This window comes from Pseudarthrobacter sp. RHLT3-21 (assembly GCF_059383495.1).
The window spans coordinates 1-20,020 of the sequence record NZ_JBWZCI010000002.1 but is presented as its reverse complement, the minus strand read 5'-3'; the positions used below and the strand labels follow the sequence as shown (position 1 = coordinate 20,020).

Annotated in this window: 18 protein-coding genes; 16 read left to right on the top strand and 2 right to left on the bottom strand. The window is 64.6% G+C overall.

Annotated elements, in window-relative coordinates; translation table 11 throughout:
* The first annotated feature begins 60 nt into the window (after positions 1–60).
* The 16 genes from AC50YA_RS02810 to AC50YA_RS02735 all read left to right on the top strand — a co-directional run bounded on the left by AC50YA_RS02810 (position 61) and on the right by AC50YA_RS02735 (position 18,406).
* Positions 61–1,806 carry an ABC transporter ATP-binding protein gene (locus AC50YA_RS02810; RefSeq protein ID WP_494980857.1) on the top strand — a complete coding sequence of 582 codons (1,746 nt, stop codon included), beginning with the start codon at positions 61–63 and terminating at the stop codon, positions 1,804–1,806.
* Positions 1,803–3,614, top strand: coding sequence for an ABC transporter ATP-binding protein (locus tag AC50YA_RS02805; RefSeq protein WP_494980856.1), 1,812 nt, complete (start codon positions 1,803–1,805; stop codon positions 3,612–3,614). The genes AC50YA_RS02810 and AC50YA_RS02805 overlap by 4 nt, the downstream gene beginning before the upstream one ends.
* Positions 3,611–3,991 (top strand): GntR family transcriptional regulator, encoded by a 381-nt coding sequence (locus AC50YA_RS02800; RefSeq protein WP_494980855.1) that lies wholly within the window; start codon positions 3,611–3,613, stop codon positions 3,989–3,991. The genes AC50YA_RS02805 and AC50YA_RS02800 overlap by 4 nt, the downstream gene beginning before the upstream one ends.
* 48 nt (positions 3,992–4,039) lie before the next feature.
* A complete protein-coding gene (gene uvrA / locus AC50YA_RS02795; protein WP_494980854.1) occupies positions 4,040–6,967 on the top strand; it encodes an excinuclease ABC subunit UvrA in 2,928 nt (975 codons plus the stop codon).
* 78 nt (positions 6,968–7,045) lie between these two features.
* Positions 7,046–7,759 carry an HAD hydrolase-like protein gene (locus AC50YA_RS02790; protein WP_494980853.1) on the top strand — a complete coding sequence of 238 codons (714 nt, stop codon included), beginning with the start codon at positions 7,046–7,048 and terminating at the stop codon, positions 7,757–7,759.
* Positions 7,746–8,414, top strand: a complete 669-nt coding sequence (locus AC50YA_RS02785; RefSeq protein WP_494980852.1) for a lysophospholipid acyltransferase family protein — start codon at positions 7,746–7,748, stop codon at positions 8,412–8,414. The genes AC50YA_RS02790 and AC50YA_RS02785 overlap by 14 nt, the downstream gene beginning before the upstream one ends.
* A gap of 12 nt (positions 8,415–8,426) precedes the next feature.
* A complete protein-coding gene (gene uvrC / locus AC50YA_RS02780) occupies positions 8,427–10,433 on the top strand; it encodes an excinuclease ABC subunit UvrC (RefSeq protein ID WP_494980851.1) in 2,007 nt (668 codons plus the stop codon).
* A 72-nt stretch (positions 10,434–10,505) separates the two neighbouring features.
* Positions 10,506–11,429: an RNase adapter RapZ gene (gene rapZ, locus AC50YA_RS02775; protein ID WP_494980850.1), complete on the top strand. Its 924-nt coding sequence runs from the start codon at positions 10,506–10,508 to the stop codon at positions 11,427–11,429.
* Complete coding sequence (locus AC50YA_RS02770) at positions 11,429–12,448, top strand: gluconeogenesis factor YvcK family protein (protein ID WP_494980849.1); 1,020 nt, start codon at positions 11,429–11,431, stop codon at positions 12,446–12,448. The genes rapZ and AC50YA_RS02770 overlap by 1 nt, the downstream gene beginning before the upstream one ends.
* Before the next feature lie 9 nt (positions 12,449–12,457).
* Positions 12,458–13,438, top strand: coding sequence for a DNA-binding protein WhiA (gene whiA / locus AC50YA_RS02765; RefSeq protein WP_056339766.1), 981 nt, complete (start codon positions 12,458–12,460; stop codon positions 13,436–13,438).
* Between the two features lie 111 nt (positions 13,439–13,549).
* A complete protein-coding gene (locus AC50YA_RS02760; protein WP_494980848.1) occupies positions 13,550–14,176 on the top strand; it encodes a superoxide dismutase in 627 nt (208 codons plus the stop codon).
* A 264-nt stretch (positions 14,177–14,440) separates the two neighbouring features.
* Positions 14,441–15,451, top strand: a complete 1,011-nt coding sequence (gap, locus tag AC50YA_RS02755; protein WP_494980847.1) for a type I glyceraldehyde-3-phosphate dehydrogenase — start codon at positions 14,441–14,443, stop codon at positions 15,449–15,451.
* A 10-nt stretch (positions 15,452–15,461) separates the two neighbouring features.
* On the top strand, positions 15,462–16,688 hold the full coding sequence (locus AC50YA_RS02750) for a phosphoglycerate kinase (protein ID WP_494980846.1): 1,227 nt from the start codon (positions 15,462–15,464) through the stop codon (positions 16,686–16,688).
* Positions 16,689–16,775: 87 nt separating this feature from the next.
* Entirely contained in the window at positions 16,776–17,591 is an 816-nt protein-coding gene (gene tpiA, locus AC50YA_RS02745) for a triose-phosphate isomerase (protein ID WP_494980845.1), read from the top strand.
* A gap of 51 nt (positions 17,592–17,642) precedes the next feature.
* On the top strand, positions 17,643–17,900 hold the full coding sequence (secG, locus tag AC50YA_RS02740) for a preprotein translocase subunit SecG (protein ID WP_307075424.1): 258 nt from the start codon (positions 17,643–17,645) through the stop codon (positions 17,898–17,900).
* 110 nt (positions 17,901–18,010) lie between these two features.
* A complete protein-coding gene (locus AC50YA_RS02735; RefSeq protein WP_494980844.1) occupies positions 18,011–18,406 on the top strand; it encodes an RNA polymerase-binding protein RbpA in 396 nt (131 codons plus the stop codon).
* Here AC50YA_RS02735 and pgl read toward each other — a convergent pair.
* Complete coding sequence (pgl, locus tag AC50YA_RS02730; RefSeq protein WP_494980843.1) at positions 18,359–19,177, bottom strand: 6-phosphogluconolactonase; 819 nt, start codon at positions 19,175–19,177, stop codon at positions 18,359–18,361. The two genes, AC50YA_RS02735 and pgl, sit on opposite strands and share 48 nt — an antisense overlap.
* The coding region (locus AC50YA_RS02725; protein WP_494980842.1) for a glucose-6-phosphate dehydrogenase assembly protein OpcA at positions 19,167–20,020 on the bottom strand (854 nt) is incomplete at its 5' end. The genes AC50YA_RS02725 and pgl, both read right to left, overlap by 11 nt.

Genomic DNA, 20,020 nt, shown 5'->3' with positions numbered 1-20,020 from the left:
CTGGGGATGGCAAAACGGCCGGACCCTCATCAGCCTCCCAAATCCCGTCCTGGAGGTGAGATGCTTTTCGGCTTAATGGCCCGGCTTCTGGCTGGCCACAAGGGCGCCGTGACCGCGATCGTTGCCCTCCAGCTTGTCCAGACCGCAGGCAACCTGCTGCTGCCCACCATTAACGCTGCCATCATCGACGACGGCATCGTGGCCGGGAACACACCGGAAATCTTCCGCCTGGGCACTGTCATGGCCCTGGTAGCCGCGGTCCAGGCCGCGGCGGCCATCGCCGCCGGCTACTTCGGGGCAGTGGTGGCCATGAAGATCGGGCACCAGTTGCGCGGCGAGGTCTTCACCCGGATCCAGTCGCTTTCTTCCCAGGAAGTGGCAGCCTTTGGCACACAAAGCCTCGTCACCAGGGCCACCAACGACACCCAGCAGATCCAATCGTTCGCCGTCCTGGTTTTCACCATGCTGGTGGCGGCGCCTGTCATGGCGGCCGGGGGCGTCTTATTGGCATGGCAGCAGGACATAGTGCTTTCAGGCGTCGTAATCGTCATCATGCCCATACTGCTGCTGATCATGTATCTCATCGTCCGGCGACTGGTGCCCCTGTACCGGCAGGCGCAGGAGCTCCTGGACCGAACGGGGGAGCTCCTGCGTGAGCAGATCATCGGCGAGAGTGTGATCCGTGCCTTCGTCAGGCAAGGACACGAAACACGCCGGTTTGCGAAGACCAACAGCAGCCTCACCGAAAACAACCTTCAGTCGTCACTGCTCGTTGCCGCCATGCTGCCGCTAATCATGATTGTGGTCAACCTGTCGTCGGTGGCCGTGGTGTGGTTCGGTGGCCACCGGGTTTACGACGGCGGGATGAAAATCGGCGCCCTCACGGCCTTTATCGCCTACATCCTGCAGATTCTCCTGGCAATCATGATGGCCATGTATGTGTTCATGACGGCTCCGCGGGCCGCCGCTTGCGCCGAGCGGCTGGGTGCCGTGCTCGCCGCGAAACCGTCGGTCGATGACCACCAGGCGCCCCACTGGACCGGCCACGAGCCGCTTCCAGGGGGCGGCGGCGTTACCTTCCGGAACGTCGGTTTCTCCTACCCCGGCGCCGAAAATCCAGTACTTGAAGACATCAGCTTCACGGCCTGGCCAGGAACCACTGTTGCCATTGTCGGCTCAACAGGGAGCGGCAAATCGACACTCCTCAGCCTGGTGCTCCGGTTCCTGGACGCCACGGCCGGAACCATCAGCATCGGCGGCCGGAACATCTCTTCGATGCCCCTGGACGTCCTCCGCCGGACCATGGCGGTTGTCCCACAAAAGTCGTACCTTTTCTCCGGAACCATCGCCGACAACCTGCGCGTCGCAGCTCCGGAGGCAACGGACGGCCAGCTGTGGGAAGCACTGGAGACAGCCCAGGCCGCAGGCTTCGTCCGTGCGCTGCCGCTGGGGATGGACACAGAGGTCGGCCAGGGCGGAACGACTCTCTCCGGCGGCCAGCGGCAGCGCCTCTGCATAGCGCGGGCGCTCCTGCGGCATGTCCCCGTCTATCTCTTTGACGACAGCTTTTCCGCGCTGGACTTCGCCACCGAGGCCCGGGTCCGGGATGCCCTGGAAGTTGCCCTTGCCAGAGCAGTGGTCATTGTCGTGGCGGAACGGATCTCCACCGTTGCCCGCGCCGGCCAGATCCTGGTGCTCGACGACGGACGCCTGGTTGCACAGGGGACCCACCTGCAGCTGCTGGAGACATCTCCCACCTACCGGGAAATCGCCGAGTCCCAACTGGCGCTGGACGACGCGCCATGACACCTTCGCCCGGCACCGGGACAGCCGAAGGGTTCTGGCCTACAGCAAGCCGTGTCCTCGCATTGCTGCGCCCGTCCCGGGGCCGGATGTTGGGTGCAGTTGCGGCCACCTGCGCTTTTGTTGTCCTCAACGTCGCGGCGCCGAACTACCTCGGTGATGCCACCGATGTAGTGGTGGCCGGGGTGTACAGCGGAGTGCTCGACGGGCAGCGGCTGGGAAGCCTGCTGGCTGCCGTTGCCGCGTTGTACATCGGCGCTTCCCTGTTCAACTGGATCCAGGGAGCGTTGACGGCCAGCGCGGTACACGGTCTGATGTATAGCCTCCGGGCATCGGTTCAGGACAAGCTGCACCGGCTTCCTTCCGCGTACTTCCACACGCAGTCCAGGGGTGATGTCCTGAGCCGCGTCACCAACGACATCGACAATATTTCGCAAGCGCTCAGCCAGGTCCTCACGCAGCTGATCATGTCTGTCCTGATGCTGTGCGGTGCCCTGGGCATGATGCTATGGATCTCGCCGCTCCTGGCACTGATCGCTCTTGTTTCAGTACCGTTGTCCACCCTCATTACCGTAATGGTGGCCCGGAAATCCCAAGCACAGTTCGCCCGCCAATGGGCCGAAATGGGTGAATTGAACGCCCACGTGGAGGAGTTCGTCACCGGGCACGAAGTCATTAAGGCCTTCGGGTACCAGGACCAGGCAGCGGCAGTCTTCAAGGCCAGCAACGACCGCCTTGCCCGGGCGTCCGCACGGGCCCAGTATTCATCGGGCATTGTCCAGCCGTTGATGGTCCTTATCGCCAATGTCAATTACATCGCAGTGGCCGTGGTGGGGGCGCTCCAGGTCACCACGGGGGCCATGACCATCGGCGGGATCCAGGCGTTCATCCAGTTCAGCCGGCTTTTCACCCAACCTGTGGGCCAGATCGGCGGCATGCTCAACGTCATCCAGTCCTGCGTGGCGTCGGCGCGCCGCGTGTTCGATCTGCTCGATGCCGAGGAGATACCTGCCGAGCGTGCAAGTGACGGCCACAAAGCCCGTCCGGGCGGTCGTATTGTGTTCAGCGATGTCACCTTCGGCTATGCCCGGGCTGACCCTGTGGTCCGTGGACTGTCGTTCACGGTGGAACCTGGCCGGACTGTGGCGATAGTGGGCCATACGGGCGCCGGCAAGACCACCATTGTTAATCTCCTCATGCGGTTCTACGAAGTCGACGCCGGCAGGATCACCATCGGCGGTACCAACATCGCAGACCTTCCGAGGGACGTCCTGCGTGAGGGATTCGGGGTGGTGCTCCAGGATGCCTGGCTGTTTTCCGGCACCATCAGGGAGAACATCGAATACGGCCGGCCGGGAGCCACCGATGCGGAGATCACCGCGGCAGCAGAGGCGAGCCATGTGGACCACCTCATCAGGTCGCTGCCCGCCGGCTACGACACGGTGCTGGGCAACGGGGGAGAGCCGCTCAGCCAGGGCCAGCGCCAGCTGATCTCCATCGCCCGGGCGCAGTTGGCGGACCGCGCCGTGCTGGTCCTGGACGAGGCCACCAGTTCAGTGGATTCGCGGACCGAGGTCCTGATCCGCCAGGCAACGCAGAGGTTGCGCCGGGGAAAAACAAGCTTTGTGATCGCGCACCGTTTGTCCACGGTCCGGGACGCTGATCTAATTCTGGTCATGGACCACGGACGCATTGCAGAGCACGGAACCCATCGAAGCCTCCTGGCAGCCAACGGCCGCTATGCCCGGCTCTACAACGCGCAGTTCGCTGGACGCGCGGGCCGCGCCGGCACCTTGGAGGCCGGACGATGACCTCAGGCGGTCCGTTCCCCGGAATCTGGAAGCCCAACCAGTCCAGCACGGTGGCACTGTTTGAACAGCTTCGCCTGCACGTGATCCGCCTCGCGGACAGCGGCGCCCTTCCGCCGGGAACCAAGCTGCCGGCGGTGCGGACATTGGCGGGGCTGCTCGACGTCGCGCCCCACACCGTGGCAAGGGCGTACAAGGAACTGGAAGCAGCGGGGGTGGTGGCCACGAAGGGCAGGAACGGCACTGTGGTGTGCGCGCGTGATGAGCGGGAGGATGCGCTCTCCCTTGCCGCCAACTCCTATGCGTCAGTGGCCAAGGCCCAAGGTGCCACCTTTGCCGAAGCAGTCAAGCTACTGGCAGCAGCCTACGACGCCGACTAGCCGGACCCCGCATGGATATTCGAAGAAGTTTTCGATTAGCATTAGTGGGTGCCTAAAGCCGTAGCTGAAGAAACAGCAGTCGAATCCGTCCCCGTCGCCGTTGCCCAGGCCCCCGCCACGCCTGCCCGTCCTGACCTCTCGCGCCTTGTGGTCAAGGGCGCGCGGGAGCATAACCTGCGCAATGTGGACCTGGATTTGCCCCGTGATGCCATGATCGTTTTCACCGGGCTGTCCGGCTCCGGGAAGTCATCTCTGGCATTCGACACCATCTTCGCCGAGGGCCAGCGGCGCTACGTTGAGTCCCTGTCGGCCTATGCCCGTCAGTTCCTCGGCCAGGTGGACAAACCGGACGTCGACTTCATTGAGGGGCTCTCACCGGCGGTTTCGATTGACCAGAAGTCCACCAGTAAGAACCCCCGCTCCACGGTTGGCACCATCACCGAAATTTATGACTATATGCGGTTGCTGTGGGCTCGTGTGGGACGGCCGCATTGCCCTGTCTGCGGCGAAGTTGTGGCCCGGCAGACTCCGCAGCAGATCGTGGATCAGCTGCTTGAGCTTGAGGAAGGCACACGCTTCCAGGTCCTGGCGCCGGTGGTGCGGGGGCGCAAGGGCGAGTTCGTGGACCTCTTCAAGGAGCTGACCGCCAAGGGCTATTCGCGTGCCCGGGTGGACGGCGAGCTGATCCAGCTGAGCGAGCCCCCCAAACTCGGCAAGCAGTTCAAACACACCATTGAGGTGGTGGTGGACCGCCTGGTGGCCAAGGAAGGCATCAGCCAGCGCCTCACGGATTCGGTTGAAACGGCGCTTGGCCTGGCCGAAGGCCGGGTTCTGGCCGAGTTCGTCGATCTGGACGCAGACGCTCCGGGACGGTTGCGGGCATTTTCCGAGAACCTCGCCTGCCCCAACGAGCATCCCCTGGCCATCGATGAAATCGAGCCGCGCTCCTTCTCGTTCAACAATCCTTTCGGCGCCTGTTCCGCGTGCAGCGGCATCGGTACACGGCTTGAAGTTGACGAGGAACTGATCATTCCGAATCCTGAGCTGTCGTTGTCCGAGGGCGCCATCGCGCCCTGGTCACTGGGCACCGCAACCACCGAGTATTGGAACCGCCTGCTCGAAGGGCTGGCCAAGGAGCTTGGCTTCTCCATGGACACGCCCTGGGAGAAGCTGGGCAACGACGTCCGCCAGACCGTCCTGCACGGCAAGGACCACAAGGTGGTTGTCCAGTACAAGAACCGCTTCGGACGGGAACGAAAATACAGCACCGGCTTCGAAGGTGCCATCCAGTACGTCCACCGCAAGCACGGTGAGACGGACTCCGAGTGGGCCCGCGACCGCTATGAAGAGTACATGCGGCAGATCGCGTGCCCCGCGTGCAATGGTGCCCGGCTCAACCCCGCCTCGCTGTCCGTCCTGATCAACGGCAAGTCCATCGCCGATGTCGCGGCCATGCCCATGCGGGTGTGTGCGGACTTCCTGAACAACCTGGTCCTGACCGGCCGCGAGGCCCAGATCGCCCACCAGGTGCTCAAGGAAATCCAGGCCCGGCTGACCTTCCTGCTCGACGTCGGGCTGGAATACCTGAATCTCGAGCGCCCCTCCGCCACCTTGTCCGGCGGCGAAGCGCAGCGGATCCGGCTCGCCACCCAGATCGGTTCCGGCCTTGTGGGCGTCCTTTACGTCCTGGACGAGCCCTCCATCGGCCTCCACCAGCGTGACAACCGCCGGCTCATTGACACCCTGACGCGGCTCCGGGACATGGGAAACACGCTCATCGTTGTGGAACACGACGAGGACACCATCCAGGTGGCGGACTGGATCGTTGACATCGGCCCAGGCGCAGGCGAGCACGGCGGCCAGGTAGTGCACTCGGGTTCGTACCAGGACCTCCTGGCCAACACCAACTCATTGACCGGCGATTACCTGTCCGGCCGCAGGAAGATCGCAATCCCCAAGAAGCGGCGCAAATACGACAAGAAGCGTGAACTGAAGGTCGTCGGGGCGCGTGAAAACAACCTGGTCAACGTTGATGCGGCTTTCCCCCTGGGCCTGTTCACCGCTGTGACCGGCGTCAGCGGCTCAGGCAAGTCCACCCTGGTCAACGAGATCCTCTACAAGGTGCTGGCCAACAAGCTCAACGGCGCCAAACAGGTAGCTGGACGCCACAAGAGCATCATGGGCCTGCAGCACCTGGACAAGGTGGTGCACGTGGACCAGAGCCCCATCGGGCGTACCCCACGGTCCAACCCCGCCACGTACACCGGTGTCTTTGACAACATCCGCAAGCTCTTCGCCGAAACCACCGAGGCAAAGGTCCGCGGCTACCTGCCTGGCCGGTTCTCCTTCAACGTCAAGGGCGGGCGCTGCGAATCCTGCGCAGGTGACGGCACGCTGAAGATCGAAATGAACTTCCTGCCGGACGTCTACGTTCCCTGCGAGGTGTGCCACGGCGCACGGTACAACCGCGAGACCCTTGAAGTGCACTACAAGGGCAAGACCATCGCGGATGTGCTCAACATGCCCATCGAAGAAGGCGCGGAGTTCTTTGCTGCGTTCTCGCCGATCGCCCGGCACCTGAACACCCTCGTGGACGTGGGGCTCGGCTACGTCCGGCTGGGACAGCCGGCAACCACCCTCTCCGGCGGCGAGGCCCAGCGCGTCAAGCTTGCCGCGGAACTGCAGAAGCGCTCCAACGGACGCAGCGTGTATGTCCTCGACGAGCCCACCACGGGCCTGCACTTCGAGGACATCCGCAAGCTCCTGATGGTCCTTCAGGGGCTGGTGGACAAGGGCAACACGGTGATCACCATCGAACACAACCTGGACGTCATCAAGAGCGCCGACTGGATCGTGGATCTTGGCCCGGACGGCGGTTCGGGCGGCGGCCAGGTCGTGGCCACCGGCACCCCCGAGCAGGTGGCAAAATCCACCAAGAGCCACACGGCCTCCTTCCTCGCGGAAATACTGAGCTAGGCCGTTGGCCTCCGAGGACGTATGCCGTGTCGGGCATGCGAGTTTCGGGCATGCTCGGTGTCGTGAGAAACTAAGCCGGTGACTCAAACAACAGTGCCCGTGATCTTTGACCTGGACGGCACTCTTGTCGATCCGGCCGGCGGAATATCCGACGGAATCGCAGCAGCCCTTGCCGCCGCAGGTCTGCCGGTTCCTGGCCAGGACGCCCTGAACTCGATGATCGGCCCCAAACTCAGCGACGCACTCCAGAGTGTCTGCAAGGTTCCGGCCGAGATGCTTGACGAGGTCATCCGGACATACCGGCAGTACTACCTGGCCACGGGAATAGCACAGAGCCGGCTGTACCCCGGGATCAAGGAAGCGCTGGAGAGCTTTGCAGCCGAAGGCAGGCCAGTGGCCGTCGCCACGCAGAAGCCCGAAGGGCTGGCCCAGATCGTGCTGGGCCACCACGGCATCGCCGGCCTGTTCCAGTCCATCAGGGGTTCGGCAGACAACGAATCGTCAACGGACGGTCCGGTGGGGAAGGCAGAAATCATCGCCGCGGCCTTGACAGACCTGTCCACCCAGCATGCCGTTATGGTGGGTGACCGCGCGCAGGACGTGGCGGGAGCCATCGCGAACGGGCTTGACTGCATCGGCGTGGGCTGGGGATTCGCCCCCGACGGCGAACTCGAGGAAGCCGGGGCCGTTACCGTGGTGGACACCACCGCCGGCATGGTTGCCGCCATCGGGCGCCTCGAAGCCATCCACACCGCTGCGATGAGTGAGGTGCGCAACGATGGCGCTGTTTGAGGCAGTCCGCTGGACAACACGGGGACTGATCGCCGGCACCTGCCGGCCCACCGTCCTCGGCCTTGAGAACGTACCCAAGGACGGCCCGTTCATTGTGGCGCCGAACCACCTCTCCTTCTTCGACAGCGTCATCGTCCAGGCGCTTATGCCGCGGCCAGTGGCCTTCTTCGCCAAAGCCGAGTACTTCACCACTGTGGGCGTCAAGGGCAGAGTCATGAAGTCCTTTTTTGAGTCCGTGGGTTCCATCCCGGTGGAGCGGGGCGAGCAGGCAGCCAGCGTCCAGGCGCTCAAGACCCTCCTGGACATCCTCGAAGCGGGCAAAGGCATAGGCATCTACCCCGAGGGCACACGCTCACGGGACGGCATCCTCTACCGCGGCCGCACGGGCGTGGGCTGGCTCGCCCTGACCACCGGGGCCCCGGTGGTCCCGGTCGGCCTGATCGGTACCGAGAGCCTGCAGCCGGCCGGCGAGAAGGGCTTCAAGCCGCGTCACTTCACCATGAAGGTGGGGGAGCCCCTGTATTTCGACAAGACCGGCCCGGATCATTCACTGCCGGCCCGCCGCCAGGTGACGGACCGCATCATGGACGCGATCTCCGAACTCAGCGGCCAGGAACGTTCCACCAGCTATAACCAGAGCAAAACCACGGATTAGTAGAATGAAGTAGTGGCAGATCCAGCAACTTACCGGCCCCAGACGGGTGAAATTCCCACCAACCCCGGGGTGTACCGGTTCCGCGATCCCCACGGCCGGGTCATCTACGTCGGCAAAGCCAAGAGCCTTCGCTCCCGCCTGAATTCCTACTTCGCGAACCCGGCGGGCCTGCTGCCCAAAACCCACACGATGGTTTATACGGCCAGCAGTGTTGAGTGGACAGTGGTGGGCAGCGAACTGGAGTCGTTGCAGCTTGAATACACCTGGATCAAGGAATTCAAGCCACGGTTCAACGTGGTCTTCCGCGACGACAAAACCTATCCGTACCTCGCCCTCACCATGAGCGAGAAGCTCCCCAGGGTCCAGGTCATGCGGGGGGACCGCCGTAAAGGCACCCGGTACTTCGGTCCCTATACGGCCGGCGCGATCAGGGAAACCATGGACACCTTGCTGCGGGTTTTTCCCGTCCGCAGCTGCAGCGCCGGCGTCCTCAAACGGGCCCAGGCCAGCGGCCGGCCCTGCCTGCTGGGCTACATCGACAAATGCTCCGCCCCCTGCGTTGGCCGGGTGACCCCGGAGGAACACCGGGTCCTGGCGGAGGACTTCTGCGCGTTTATGGGCGGCGAGGCCAAGCGTTTTATCACCAAGCTCGAAAAGCAGATGGCCGACGCCGTTGGCACCCTCGACTACGAGCGTGCGGCGAGGCTCCGTGATGACATCTCCGCCTTGCGGAAGGTCTTTGAGCGCAACGCCGTAGTGCTAGCGGATGATACCGACGCCGATGTCTTCGCACTGCATGAAGACGAGTTGGAGGCCGCCGTCCAGGTCTTCCACGTCAGGGGCGGCCGGATCCGTGGCCAGCGCGGCTGGGTAGTGGAAAAAGTGGAGGACGCCACCACCCCGGACCTGGTGGAACACCTGCTGCAGCAGGTGTACGGCGACGACGGCGACAGCCATGGCCGGCTGCCCCGCGAAGTCCTGGTACCCGTAGAACCCAGCAACGCTGCGGAACTTACGGAGTGGCTCGGCGGCCTGAGGGGAGCCAAAGTAGACATCAGGGTGCCGCAGCGCGGCGACAAGGCTGCGCTGATGTCCACGGTCCGTGAGAATGCCGAGCACGCGCTCAAACTGCATAAGACCCGCCGCGCCGGGGACCTCACCGTGCGTTCCCAGGCGTTGCAGGAGCTGCAGGAAGCCCTGGACCTGCCCGTGGCGCTCCTCCGGATTGAATGTTTCGACGTCTCCCACGTCCAGGGCACCAACGTCGTGGCGTCCATGGTGGTGGTTGAGGACGGGCTGCCCAAGAAGTCCGATTACCGGAAATTCTCCGTTACCGGGGCCGCCGCTGCGGATGACACCGCCGCCATGCACGATGTCCTGACGCGGCGCTTCCGGCACCACCTGCAGGATAAGTCGGTGCAAGTCGAGGCGTCCGCCTTACCGGGGCACCAAGCCGCATTGGAAGCGGCCGCCGATGCCGCGGTCCTGGACACCACCACTGCGGCGCCGCGGGCGAAATTTGCGTACCCGCCCAACCTGGTGGTGGTCGACGGCGGCCAGCCCCAGGTGAACGCCGCCGCCCGGGCGCTGGCAGATCTTGGCATCGAGGATGTGTATGTGGTGGGCCTGGCCAAACGGCTTGAGGAAGTCTGGCTGCCGGACAGCGACTTCCCCGTGATCCTGCCCAGGACATCGCAGGGACTCTATCTGCTGCAGCGGATCCGCGACGAAGCCCACCGCTTCGCCATCACCTTCCACCGGCAGAAGCGCGGCAAGGCCATGACCGTCTCGGCGCTGGATGGAGTGCCTGGCCTTGGTGAGTCCAAACGCAAGGCCCTGCTCACCCACTTCGGGTCCGTCAAGCGTGTGAAAGCCGCCACCGCGGCCGAGCTCACAGCGGCCAAAGGCATCGGACCCGCGCTTGCCAACGCCATCTTGGCCCACTTCAGTGGCGAAGACGCGGCCGGCGACGGTGTTCCGGCCGTGAATATGGCCACCGGCGAAATCATTGAAACCTAGGTAGGGTAAGGAACGCAGGTTTCCGCCATTGCGGTTGCCTGCCTTCATCTGGACAGAAACGGGGCGAAACGAATGGCAGACTCTACGGCGGAATCCGGGACAGGGCAGGACGGCATGACGCCGGTCAAGCCCGTCGAAGCGGAACTGCTGGTGGTCACCGGTATGTCGGGGGCGGGACGCAGCACCGCCGCGGACGCGCTGGAGGACCACGGCTGGTATGTCGTGGAAAACCTGCCGCCCCAGATGCTCGGCACCCTGGCCGAGATCGTGTCCCACGCGCCGCAGTCCATTCCGCGGCTGGCCGTGGTGATGGATGTCCGCAGCAAGGGCCTCTTTGTTGACGTCCGTGCAGCCCTGGGGGCCCTGGCCGCCAGCGGTGTCACGTTCCGGGTACTTTTCCTGGACGCCAATGACGACGTCCTGGTCCGCCGCTTCGAGCAGGGCCGCAGGCCCCACCCCCTCCAGGAAGGCGGTCGGATCCTCGACGGCATCGCGGCCGAACGGGAGGTGCTCAAGGAACTGCGCGACAGCTCCGACGTCGTACTGGATACCTCCACCTACAACGTCCACGCCCTGGCGACGGCCATCACGGAACTCTTCACCGATTCCGGGCCGGTTGCCCTGCGGCTTAACGTCATGAGCTTCGGCTTCAAGTACGGCCTGCCGGTGGATTCCAACTACGTTGCGGACGTCCGGTTCATTCCGAATCCGCATTGGGTCCCGCAGCTGCGCCCGCACACGGGCCTGGACAAGGACGTCAGCGATTACGTGCTCGAGGCTGAAGGCGTGAAGAATTTCGTGGACCGCTATGTCCTGGCGCTTGAGCCTGTCCTGGACGGCTACCGGCGCGAAAACAAGCACTACGCCACCATTGCCGTCGGCTGTACCGGCGGCAAGCACCGGTCCGTGGCGGTCGCCGTCGAGCTTTCCAAGAAACTGGCCCAGTATCCCCGCGTGACCGTGACCACCACCCATCGGGATCTGGGCCGCGAGTAATGGGGATGTTCACCGGGCCGCTGCCGTTGGTACCGATTTCCAGCGGAACGGCAGCCGGCCAGCAGGACAAGGGCCCCAACGTTGTAGCGCTCGGCGGCGGCCATGGCCTGTCCGCTTCGCTCTCGGCGCTGCGGCTGCTGACGTCCGAGCTGACCGCCATTGTCACTGTGGCGGACGACGGCGGGTCTTCAGGGCGTCTGCGCGACGAGTACGGCGTCCTCCCGCCCGGAGACCTGCGTATGGCGCTGTCTGCCCTGTGCGACGACACGGACTGGGGCCGCACGTGGCGCGACGTGATGCAGCACCGGTTCCGGCCCGGCGAAGGCCGCGGCGGATCGCTGGATGAGCATGCAATGGGCAACCTGCTCATCGTCACCCTTTGGGAGCTTCTGGGCGACACGGTGGCCGGACTGAAGTGGGCCGGCGCCCTGCTCGGTGCCCGTGGGCAGGTGCTTCCGATGTCCACCGTGCCGCTGACCATCGAAGGCGACATCCGCGTCACTGCGCCTGACGGCACGTCAGCGCTCCAGACGATCCGCGGGCAGGCGCGGTGCGCCGTTGCCGGCTCGCTGGAACAGGTCCGGCTCCTGCCCGAACAGGCGCCGGCCTGCGTTGAAGCCCTGACAGCCATCGAACTGGCCGATTGGGTCATCCTCGGGCCGGGGTCCTGGTACACGTCCGTGCTGCCGCACCTGCTGCTCCCCGAAATGCGTGCCGCCCTCAGTGCCACGGCGGCAAAACGCTGCCTCACCATGAACCTGGCCACGGACACAAAAGAGACCACGGGCATGTCTGCGGCTGACCACCTGTACGCACTGCACCGGTATGCGCCGGACTTCAGCGTCGACGTTGTCCTGGCGGATCCCGCGTCGGTGCAGGACCGGCAGGAGTTCGAGAAAGCCGCCGGGATGATCGGCGCCGAGGTTGTCTTGGGTAAAGTGGGGGCGTCGGGCCGCCGACCCGTCCATGACCCCCTGCGTCTGGCAGCGGCGTACCACGACATTTTTGGGAACAGTTAGGAAGGTGCCATGGCACTGACATCATCGGTCAAGGAAGAACTGTCCCGTCTGGACATCAAGAAATCGTCTGTCCGCAAGGCAGAGGTTTCGGCTATGCTGCGCTTCGCCGGCGGCCTGCACATCATCTCGGGGCGGATCGTGATCGAAGCCGAGGTTGACCTCGCATCCACGGCGCGCAGGCTCCGGGCTGCCATCGCCGAGGTTTACGGCCACCAGAGCGAGATCATCGTTGTCTCCGGCGGCGGACTGCGCCGCGGCAGCCGGTACGTGGTGCGGGTCGTCCGGGACGGCGAGTCGCTGGCCCGGCAGACCGGGCTCCTGGACGGCCGCGGGCGGCCGGTGCGGGGGCTCCCCTCGGCTGTGGTCAATGGCTCGGCCGCTGACGCCGAGGCAGTGTGGCGTGGTGCATTCCTGGCCCACGGCTCGCTCACCGAACCGGGCCGTTCGTCATCGCTGGAAGTGACGTGCCCGGGTCCCGAGTCCGCGCTTGCCCTCGTTGGCGCAGCCCGCCGTCTCGGCATCCAGGCCAAAGCCCGCGAAGTCAGGGGAGTGGACCGGGTAGTGATCCGCGACGGCGACACCATTGCCGCCCTGCTCATCCGCATGGGCGCCCATGACGCCCTGATGGTCTGGGAAGAACGCAGGATGCGCAAGGAAGTCAGGGCCACGGCCAACCGGCTCGCCAACTTCGACGACGCCAACCTACGGCGTTCCGCCCAGGCAGCCGTTGCCGCCGGTGCCAGGGTTGACCGGGCACTGGAAATCCTGGGCGACGACGTCCCGGACCACCTCAAATACGCCGGCGAACTCCGCGTGGCCCACAAACAGGCAAGCCTGGACGAGCTGGGACGCCTGGCCGATCCGGTGATGACCAAGGACGCCATCGCCGGCCGCATCCGCAGGCTTCTGGCCATGGCGGACAAGCGGGCCATCGATCTGGGGATCCCCGGCACTGATGCCAATGTGACGCCTGAGATGCTGGACGAGTAGCGGCGCCCCTAGAATCAGAGCGTTCACCCTGATCTTCCGGATGCCAGTCATCCGGATGCACAATCCGAGAGTTACAACCCGGACAGACCGTCCACGACATTGGAGGATTTTGTGACCGAGTACGTACTGCCAGAACTCAGCTACGACTACGCGGCGCTTGAGCCGCACATTTCGGCGCGCATCATGGAGCTGCACCACAGCAAGCACCACGCCGCGTACGTTGCAGGTGCCAACAATGCCCTTGCCCAGCTGGCAGAGGCACGCGACAAGGGCGACTTCGCCAACATCAACCGCCTTTCCAAGGACCTCGCGTTCCACACCGGCGGCCACATCAACCACTCGGTGTTCTGGAACAACCTGTCCCCGGACGGCGGCGACAAGCCTGAGGGTGAGCTGGCAGCTGCCATCGAGGACGCCTTCGGTTCCTTCGACGCCTTCCGTGCCCAGTTCTCTGCTGCAGCCCTTGGACTGCAGGGATCAGGCTGGGGCTTCCTGGCCTACGAGCCGATCGGTGGCAACCTGGTCATCGAGCAGCTCTACGACCAGCAGGGCAACGTAGCACTCGGCACCACGCCGCTGCTGATGCTGGACATGTGGGAGCACGCCTTCTACCTGGACTACGTCAACGTCAAGGCTGACTACGTCAAGGCATTCTGGAACATCGTCAACTGGGCCGATGTCGCCAAGCGCTTCGATGCTGCACGCACCAACGCCACGGGCCTCATTACCCTGCCGTAGTGACCTGCAGTACATGAACGTGTAACAAACTTCACATTTCGGCGTGATTTCGGCCGGAATGTGGATGGTCCGCCCCCGCACTTGCGGGGGCGCACCAACTTAAACGTAAGATGGATCACGGAAGGCGGTCTGCCTTCAGCAACGTGGCTGGTCGCCCTCCGATCTGTTAATCATCTCTGCCCAATGGCGTGCGGGATCTGTTAGTTGGCTTCAACGCCCGCTCAACTAATTTGTGCTTAATCAAGCACCAAGGAGACTGAACAAGTGACGACCCGTATTGGTATCAACGGCTTCGGCCGCATCGGCCGCAACTACTTCCGCGCAGCCCTCGCACAGGGCGCGGACCTGGAAATCGTTGCCGTCAACGACCTCACCAGCCCTGAGGCACTGGCCCACCTGCTCAAGTACGACTCCGTCGGCGGCCGCCTGAAGGAAACCGTTGAAGTCAAGGACGGCAACATTGTCGTCGACGGCAACGTCATCAAGGTTCTCGCCGAGCGTGATCCCGCTAACCTGCCCTGGGGCGAGCTGGGCGTAGACATCGTCATCGAGTCCACCGGCTTCTTCACCAAGGCCGCTGCCGCGCAGAAGCACATCGATGCAGGCGCCAAGAAGGTCCTGATCTCCGCTCCGGCCTCCGACGAGGACATCACCATCGTGATGGGCGTCAATGACGGCCTGTACGACAACGCGGCGCACAACATCATTTCCAACGCGTCCTGCACCACCAACTGCCTGGGCCCGCTGGCCAAGGTCCTCAACGACACCTTCGGCATCGAGCGTGGCCTGATGACCACCATCCACGCCTACACGGCTGACCAGAACCTGCAGGACGGCCCGCACAACGACCTCCGCCGTGCCCGCGCCGCCGCCATCAACATGGTCCCCACCTCCACGGGTGCGGCCAAGGCGATCGGCCTGGTTCTGCCGGAGCTCAAGGGCAAGCTGGACGGCTTCGCCATCCGCGTGCCCGTCCCCACCGGCTCGGCCACCGACCTCACGGTCACCGTCTCCCGCGAGACCTCTGTCGAGGAAGTCAACGCAGCGCTGAAGAAGGCTTCGGAGTCCGAGGAGTTCCAGGGCATCCTCACCTACACCGACGCTCCGATCGTTTCCTCGGACATCGTGGGGGACCCGGCGTCGTCGATCTTCGACTCGGGCCTGACCAAGGTCATCGGCAACCAGGTCAAGGTTGTTTCCTGGTATGACAACGAATGGGGCTACTCCAACCGCCTCGTGGACCTCACGGAGCTCGTCGCAGCCAAGCTGGGCTAGGGTTAGACACATGACATTCCACACCCTCAACGAACTGATCGCTGAAGGTGTCCGCGGGCGGTACATTCTTGTCAGAAGTGACCTGAATGTGCCGCTCGACGGCTCTACAGTGACTGACGACGGCCGCATTAAGGCCTCTCTGCCAGTACTGGGAAAGCTCACGGACGCCGGTGCCCGCGTGCTGGTAACAGCCCACCTCGGACGCCCCAAGGGCGCTCCGGAGGAAAAGTACTCCCTCCAGCCTGCCGTAGCGCGACTCGCCGAACTTGCCGCCTTCAAGGTCTCGCTCGCGCAGGACACTGTGGGCAGCTCCGCGAAGGAACTCGCTGCCTCGCTTCAGGACGGCGAAGTCCTCGTCCTGGAGAACGTGCGTTTCGACGCCCGGGAGACCAGCAAGGACGACGCCGCACGCGGCGCCTTCGCGGACGAACTGGTGGCCCTGACAGGGGCCAACGGCGCCTACGTTGACGACGCCTTTGGTGCCGTACACCGCAAGCACGCCAGTGTGTACGACGTCGCCACCCGGCTCCCGTCCTACCAGGGCGATCTCGTACACACCGAGGTGGAGGTCCTGCGGAAGCTCACGGCTGACACGCAGCGGCCCTACGTGGTGGTGCTCGGCGGCTCCAAGGTCTCCGACAAGCTGGCGGTCATCGACAACCTCATCGGCAAGGCCGACACCATCCTGGTGGGCGGCGGCATGCTCTTCACATTCCTGGCGGCAGATGGCCACAGCGTGGCCGGCAGCCTCCTGGAAAAAGACCAGATCCCGGTTGTCCAGAACTACCTCAAGCGGGCTGCCGGTGCCGGCACCGAATTCATCGTGCCCACCGATGTTGTGGTGGCCGGTAAGTTCGCGGCCGACGCAGACTACGAGACCGTCCCCGCGGACGGCATCGAGGGCAGCAGCTTCGGCGCCCAGGGCATCGGCCTGGACATCGGACCGGACTCTGCAGCCGCCTTTGCGGACCGGATCAAGGGCGCCAAAACGGTGTTCTGGAACGGGCCCATGGGCGTCTTTGAGTTCGAAGCATTCTCCGGCGGAACCCGCGCCGTGGCCCAGGCCCTGACTGAGGCCAACGCGTTCACCGTAGTAGGCGGCGGGGACTCCGCTGCCGCCGTGCGGACGCTCGGCTTCGCTGACGACCAGTTCGGGCACATTTCCACCGGCGGCGGCGCCAGCCTGGAATATCTCGAAGGCAAGGAACTCCCGGGACTCAGCGTCCTGGACCGTTAGGAACCTGGACTGCCAAGTCCTCCGGCCGGCAGGGTGCCCGCGGGCACCCTGCCGGCCGGACACATATCAAGTACTTTTGGAGAACACGTGACTACGTCAACGAACGGCGCTTTTGACCGCACGCCTCTCATTGCAGGCAACTGGAAGATGAACATGGACCATGTCCAGGGCATCACCCTCCTGCAGAAGCTGGCCTGGACCCTGTCTGATGCCAAGCACGACTACAGCCGGGTTGAGGTGGCAGTCTTCCCGCCATTCACCGACCTCCGCGGCGTGCAGACGCTCGTCCAGGGCGATGAACTGGACATTGCCTACGGTGGCCAGGACCTCTCCCAGTTCGACTCGGGCGCTTACACGGGCGACACCTCCGGCCAATTCCTGAGCAAGCTGGGCTGCCGCTACGTCCTGGTGGGGCACAGCGAACGCCGCACCATCCACCAGGAATCCGACGAAGTGCTCAATGCCAAGGTCAAGGCAGCGTTCAAGCACAGTGTCACTCCTGTCCTTTGCGTTGGCGAAGGCCTGGAAATCCGCCAGGCCGGCACCCATGTCGAGCACACCCTGGCACAGCTCCGGGCGAACGTTGCCGGACTGACGGCCGAGCAGGCGGCAGAGCTTGTGGTCGCCTACGAGCCCGTCTGGGCCATCGGCACCGGTGAAGTGGCCGGGCCGGAGGACGCCCAGGAAATGTGCGCTGCCATCCGCGCGGAACTGGCCAACCTCTTTGGCGGCGACGTTGCAGCGAAGGGCAGGCTGCTCTACGGCGGCTCGGTCAAGGCCAACAATGTCGCCGCGATCCTGAAGGAACGCGACGTCGACGGCGTGTTGGTAGGCGGGGCCAGCCTCGATCCCGCGGAGTTTGCTAATATTGTCAGGTTCGAGAGTCACCTGGTGACGGACTAGTCCGTCACTCAGCCCCAGGCTCCCGCAATTCCAATCTTCTGAAAGGCCGTCGTGGACGTTCTTCATGTCATTCTGCAGATTCTCCTGGGCATCACCAGCCTTCTGCTGACCCTGCTTATCCTCCTTCACAAGGGACGGGGCGGCGGGCTGTCGGACATGTTCGGCGGCGGTATGAGTTCCGGCCTCAGCTCCTCTGGCGTCGCCGAACGGAACCTGAACAGGTTCACCGTGATCCTGGGCGTTACCTGGGGCATTGTGATCATCGCCCTCGGCCTGATTATGCGCTTCAGCGGCGCAGGGGACTCTTAGACCCTGCAACTGATCGTCGGCCGGCACTGCCGCGATGAGGATCTCCGAACTAAACTGTGGCTGTTGGCTCCCAACAGCCACAGTTTTTGTTTAAGAAGCCAGGAGTCCCGATGGTACATAGTGCGTCAGCTTTCCGCGGCACCCGGGTGGGTGTGACAGAAGGAGTCGGTCCCAAGAACCAGTCAGAAGCTGCCTCAGGCGAAAGAGTGCCCCGCATCCGGGTTTCTTTTAGGTGCGGCAAGGGGCATGAGACCCAGCTGGTCTTCCTGCGGCTGCCGGACGAGCAGATTCCGTCCATCTGGGACTGCAGGCGCTGCGGGGCTCAGGCATCACGGGACGGCAAGGAAGCCGACCTGCCCGATCCGCTGGACGAAGGCTTCAAGAGCCATCTGGAATACGTTAAAGAACGGCGCTCCGATCAGGACGCCGAAGCTGTCCTGGCCGGAGCGCTGGAAAAACTACGCGCCGGTAGCGTCCTTCCGGACGAGCTGCTGCGGGACACGTGACGCTGCGTTTTCGTCGATAAGCCACAGGGTGCGGGATGTTCCCCGCGGGCCTGCCGCCGGGACCTGCACGGGGTTGGCGCCTGCCAGCGCCAGGCCAACCGCGCCCGCCTTGTCCTCGCCGGCCACCACCATCCAGACCTCAGCCGCAGTGTTAATGGCGGGAAGCGTGAGTGAGATGCGCTGTGGCGGCGGCTTGGGGGAGTTCCGGACGCCAACTACTGTCAGCTCCTTCTCCCGGATTCCGCCCTGCTCGGGGAAGAGCGAAGCCACGTGGGCGTCCGGGCCAACGCCCAGCAGCACGACGTCCAGCCGCGGCAGTACTCCCGGTTCGTCCGGACGGTCGTCGGACATGTCAGCGGCGTGTTCGGCCCGGGCTGCTTCCCGGAGCCTGCGAGCATAGTCCTCGGCGGCTTCCTCGGGCGTGTCGAAGTCATCCGTGGAGGCTGGCTGGTTGATCCTGGCAGGATCAACAGGAATGCTCGACAGGAGGGCATCAAACGCCTGCCTGGTGTTCCGGTCGGGATCGTCGGCGGCAACAAAGCGCTCGTCACCCCACCAAAAATTCACCCTGGACCAGTCGACGGCGGGCGCCGCCGGAGAGTCCGCAACGGCCTTCAGCGTTCCGATGCCTACTGTGCCGCCGGTCAGCACCACCGTGGCCTCACCGTGCTTGTCCTGCACATCCACCAGCTTGGTGATCAGGCGGGCCGCGATGGCGGCCATCAGGACGGAGGAATCAGGGTGGATGCTAACTCTTGGCTCAACGCTCACTGGGTCGGACGCTCCTTAGATTGGTACGTGGCAGTCCAATAGTAATCACTTCGCCGAAGACTTCGTCGGGGTCGAGGCGGCGGAGTTCTTCGGCGAGGCAGTCTTTGAGGCTGCGGCGGGGCAGGGAGATGCGTTGGGCGGGCTGTCCGGGCTGGGTGAGTTCCGCGACGGAGAGTCCGGGGCGGAAGAGCTGGACGTCGCCGGTGTGGCGGGTGAGGCGGACGCGGCGGATGCCGGTGCCGGCGGGGTCCGCGACGATGGTCACGGGCGCGTCCAGGGCAAGGGTCAGCCAGGCCGCGAGCAGGATGGTGGACGGGGAGTCGGAGGCGCCTTCGACGGCGACGGCGGTGACGGGGGAGGAGTCCACCTGGTCCAGGACGGCCGCGAGCTGGATCCGCCAGTTCGTCAGGCGGGTCCAGGCGAGGTCGGTGTCCCCGGCCTTGTAGGTGGCGCGGATGTTTTCGAGCGCCAGCTGGGGGTCGGTTTCGTTGGCGGAGTCCGTGATCCGGCGGTGCGCGATCCGGCCCACTGAGGTTTCGCAGGCGTTCTCCGGTGCCCCGTGCGGCCACCACGCCACGATCGGGGCGTCCGGCAGCAGCAGGGCCGCGACCAGGGATTCGCTTTCGTGGGCGAGTTCGCCGTAGCCGCGGAGCACGATGACCTCGGACGCGCCGGCGTCACCGCCCACCCGGATCTGCGCGTCGAGCCGGTTCGGGGCGGTCGCCCCGGCGTCCGCGAGGACGATGATCCGGCAGGGGTGTTCGCGGCTGGCCTCGTTCGCGGCCTCGATCGCTTCTTCCTCGAGCCCGGACCGGGTCACGACCACAAGGGTCAGGACCCGGC

What these genes read in the sequence shown, in the direction of transcription:
- AC50YA_RS02750 (WP_494980846.1), top strand. Translation starts at nt 15,462, where the DNA reads ATGACATTCCACACCCTCAACGAACTGATCGCTGAAGGTGTCCGCGGG.
- AC50YA_RS02785 (WP_494980852.1), top strand. Translation starts at nt 7,746, where the DNA reads ATGGCGCTGTTTGAGGCAGTCCGCTGGACAACACGGGGACTGATCGCC.
- rapZ (WP_494980850.1), top strand. Translation starts at nt 10,506, where the DNA reads ATGGCAGACTCTACGGCGGAATCCGGGACAGGGCAGGACGGCATGACG.
- AC50YA_RS02735 (WP_494980844.1), top strand. Translation starts at nt 18,011, where the DNA reads ATGGTACATAGTGCGTCAGCTTTCCGCGGCACCCGGGTGGGTGTGACA.
- AC50YA_RS02810 (WP_494980857.1), top strand. Translation starts at nt 61, where the DNA reads ATGCTTTTCGGCTTAATGGCCCGGCTTCTGGCTGGCCACAAGGGCGCC.
- AC50YA_RS02805 (WP_494980856.1), top strand. Translation starts at nt 1,803, where the DNA reads ATGACACCTTCGCCCGGCACCGGGACAGCCGAAGGGTTCTGGCCTACA.
- AC50YA_RS02800 (WP_494980855.1), top strand. Translation starts at nt 3,611, where the DNA reads ATGACCTCAGGCGGTCCGTTCCCCGGAATCTGGAAGCCCAACCAGTCC.
- whiA (WP_056339766.1), top strand. Translation starts at nt 12,458, where the DNA reads ATGGCACTGACATCATCGGTCAAGGAAGAACTGTCCCGTCTGGACATC.
- AC50YA_RS02770 (WP_494980849.1), top strand. Translation starts at nt 11,429, where the DNA reads ATGGGGATGTTCACCGGGCCGCTGCCGTTGGTACCGATTTCCAGCGGA.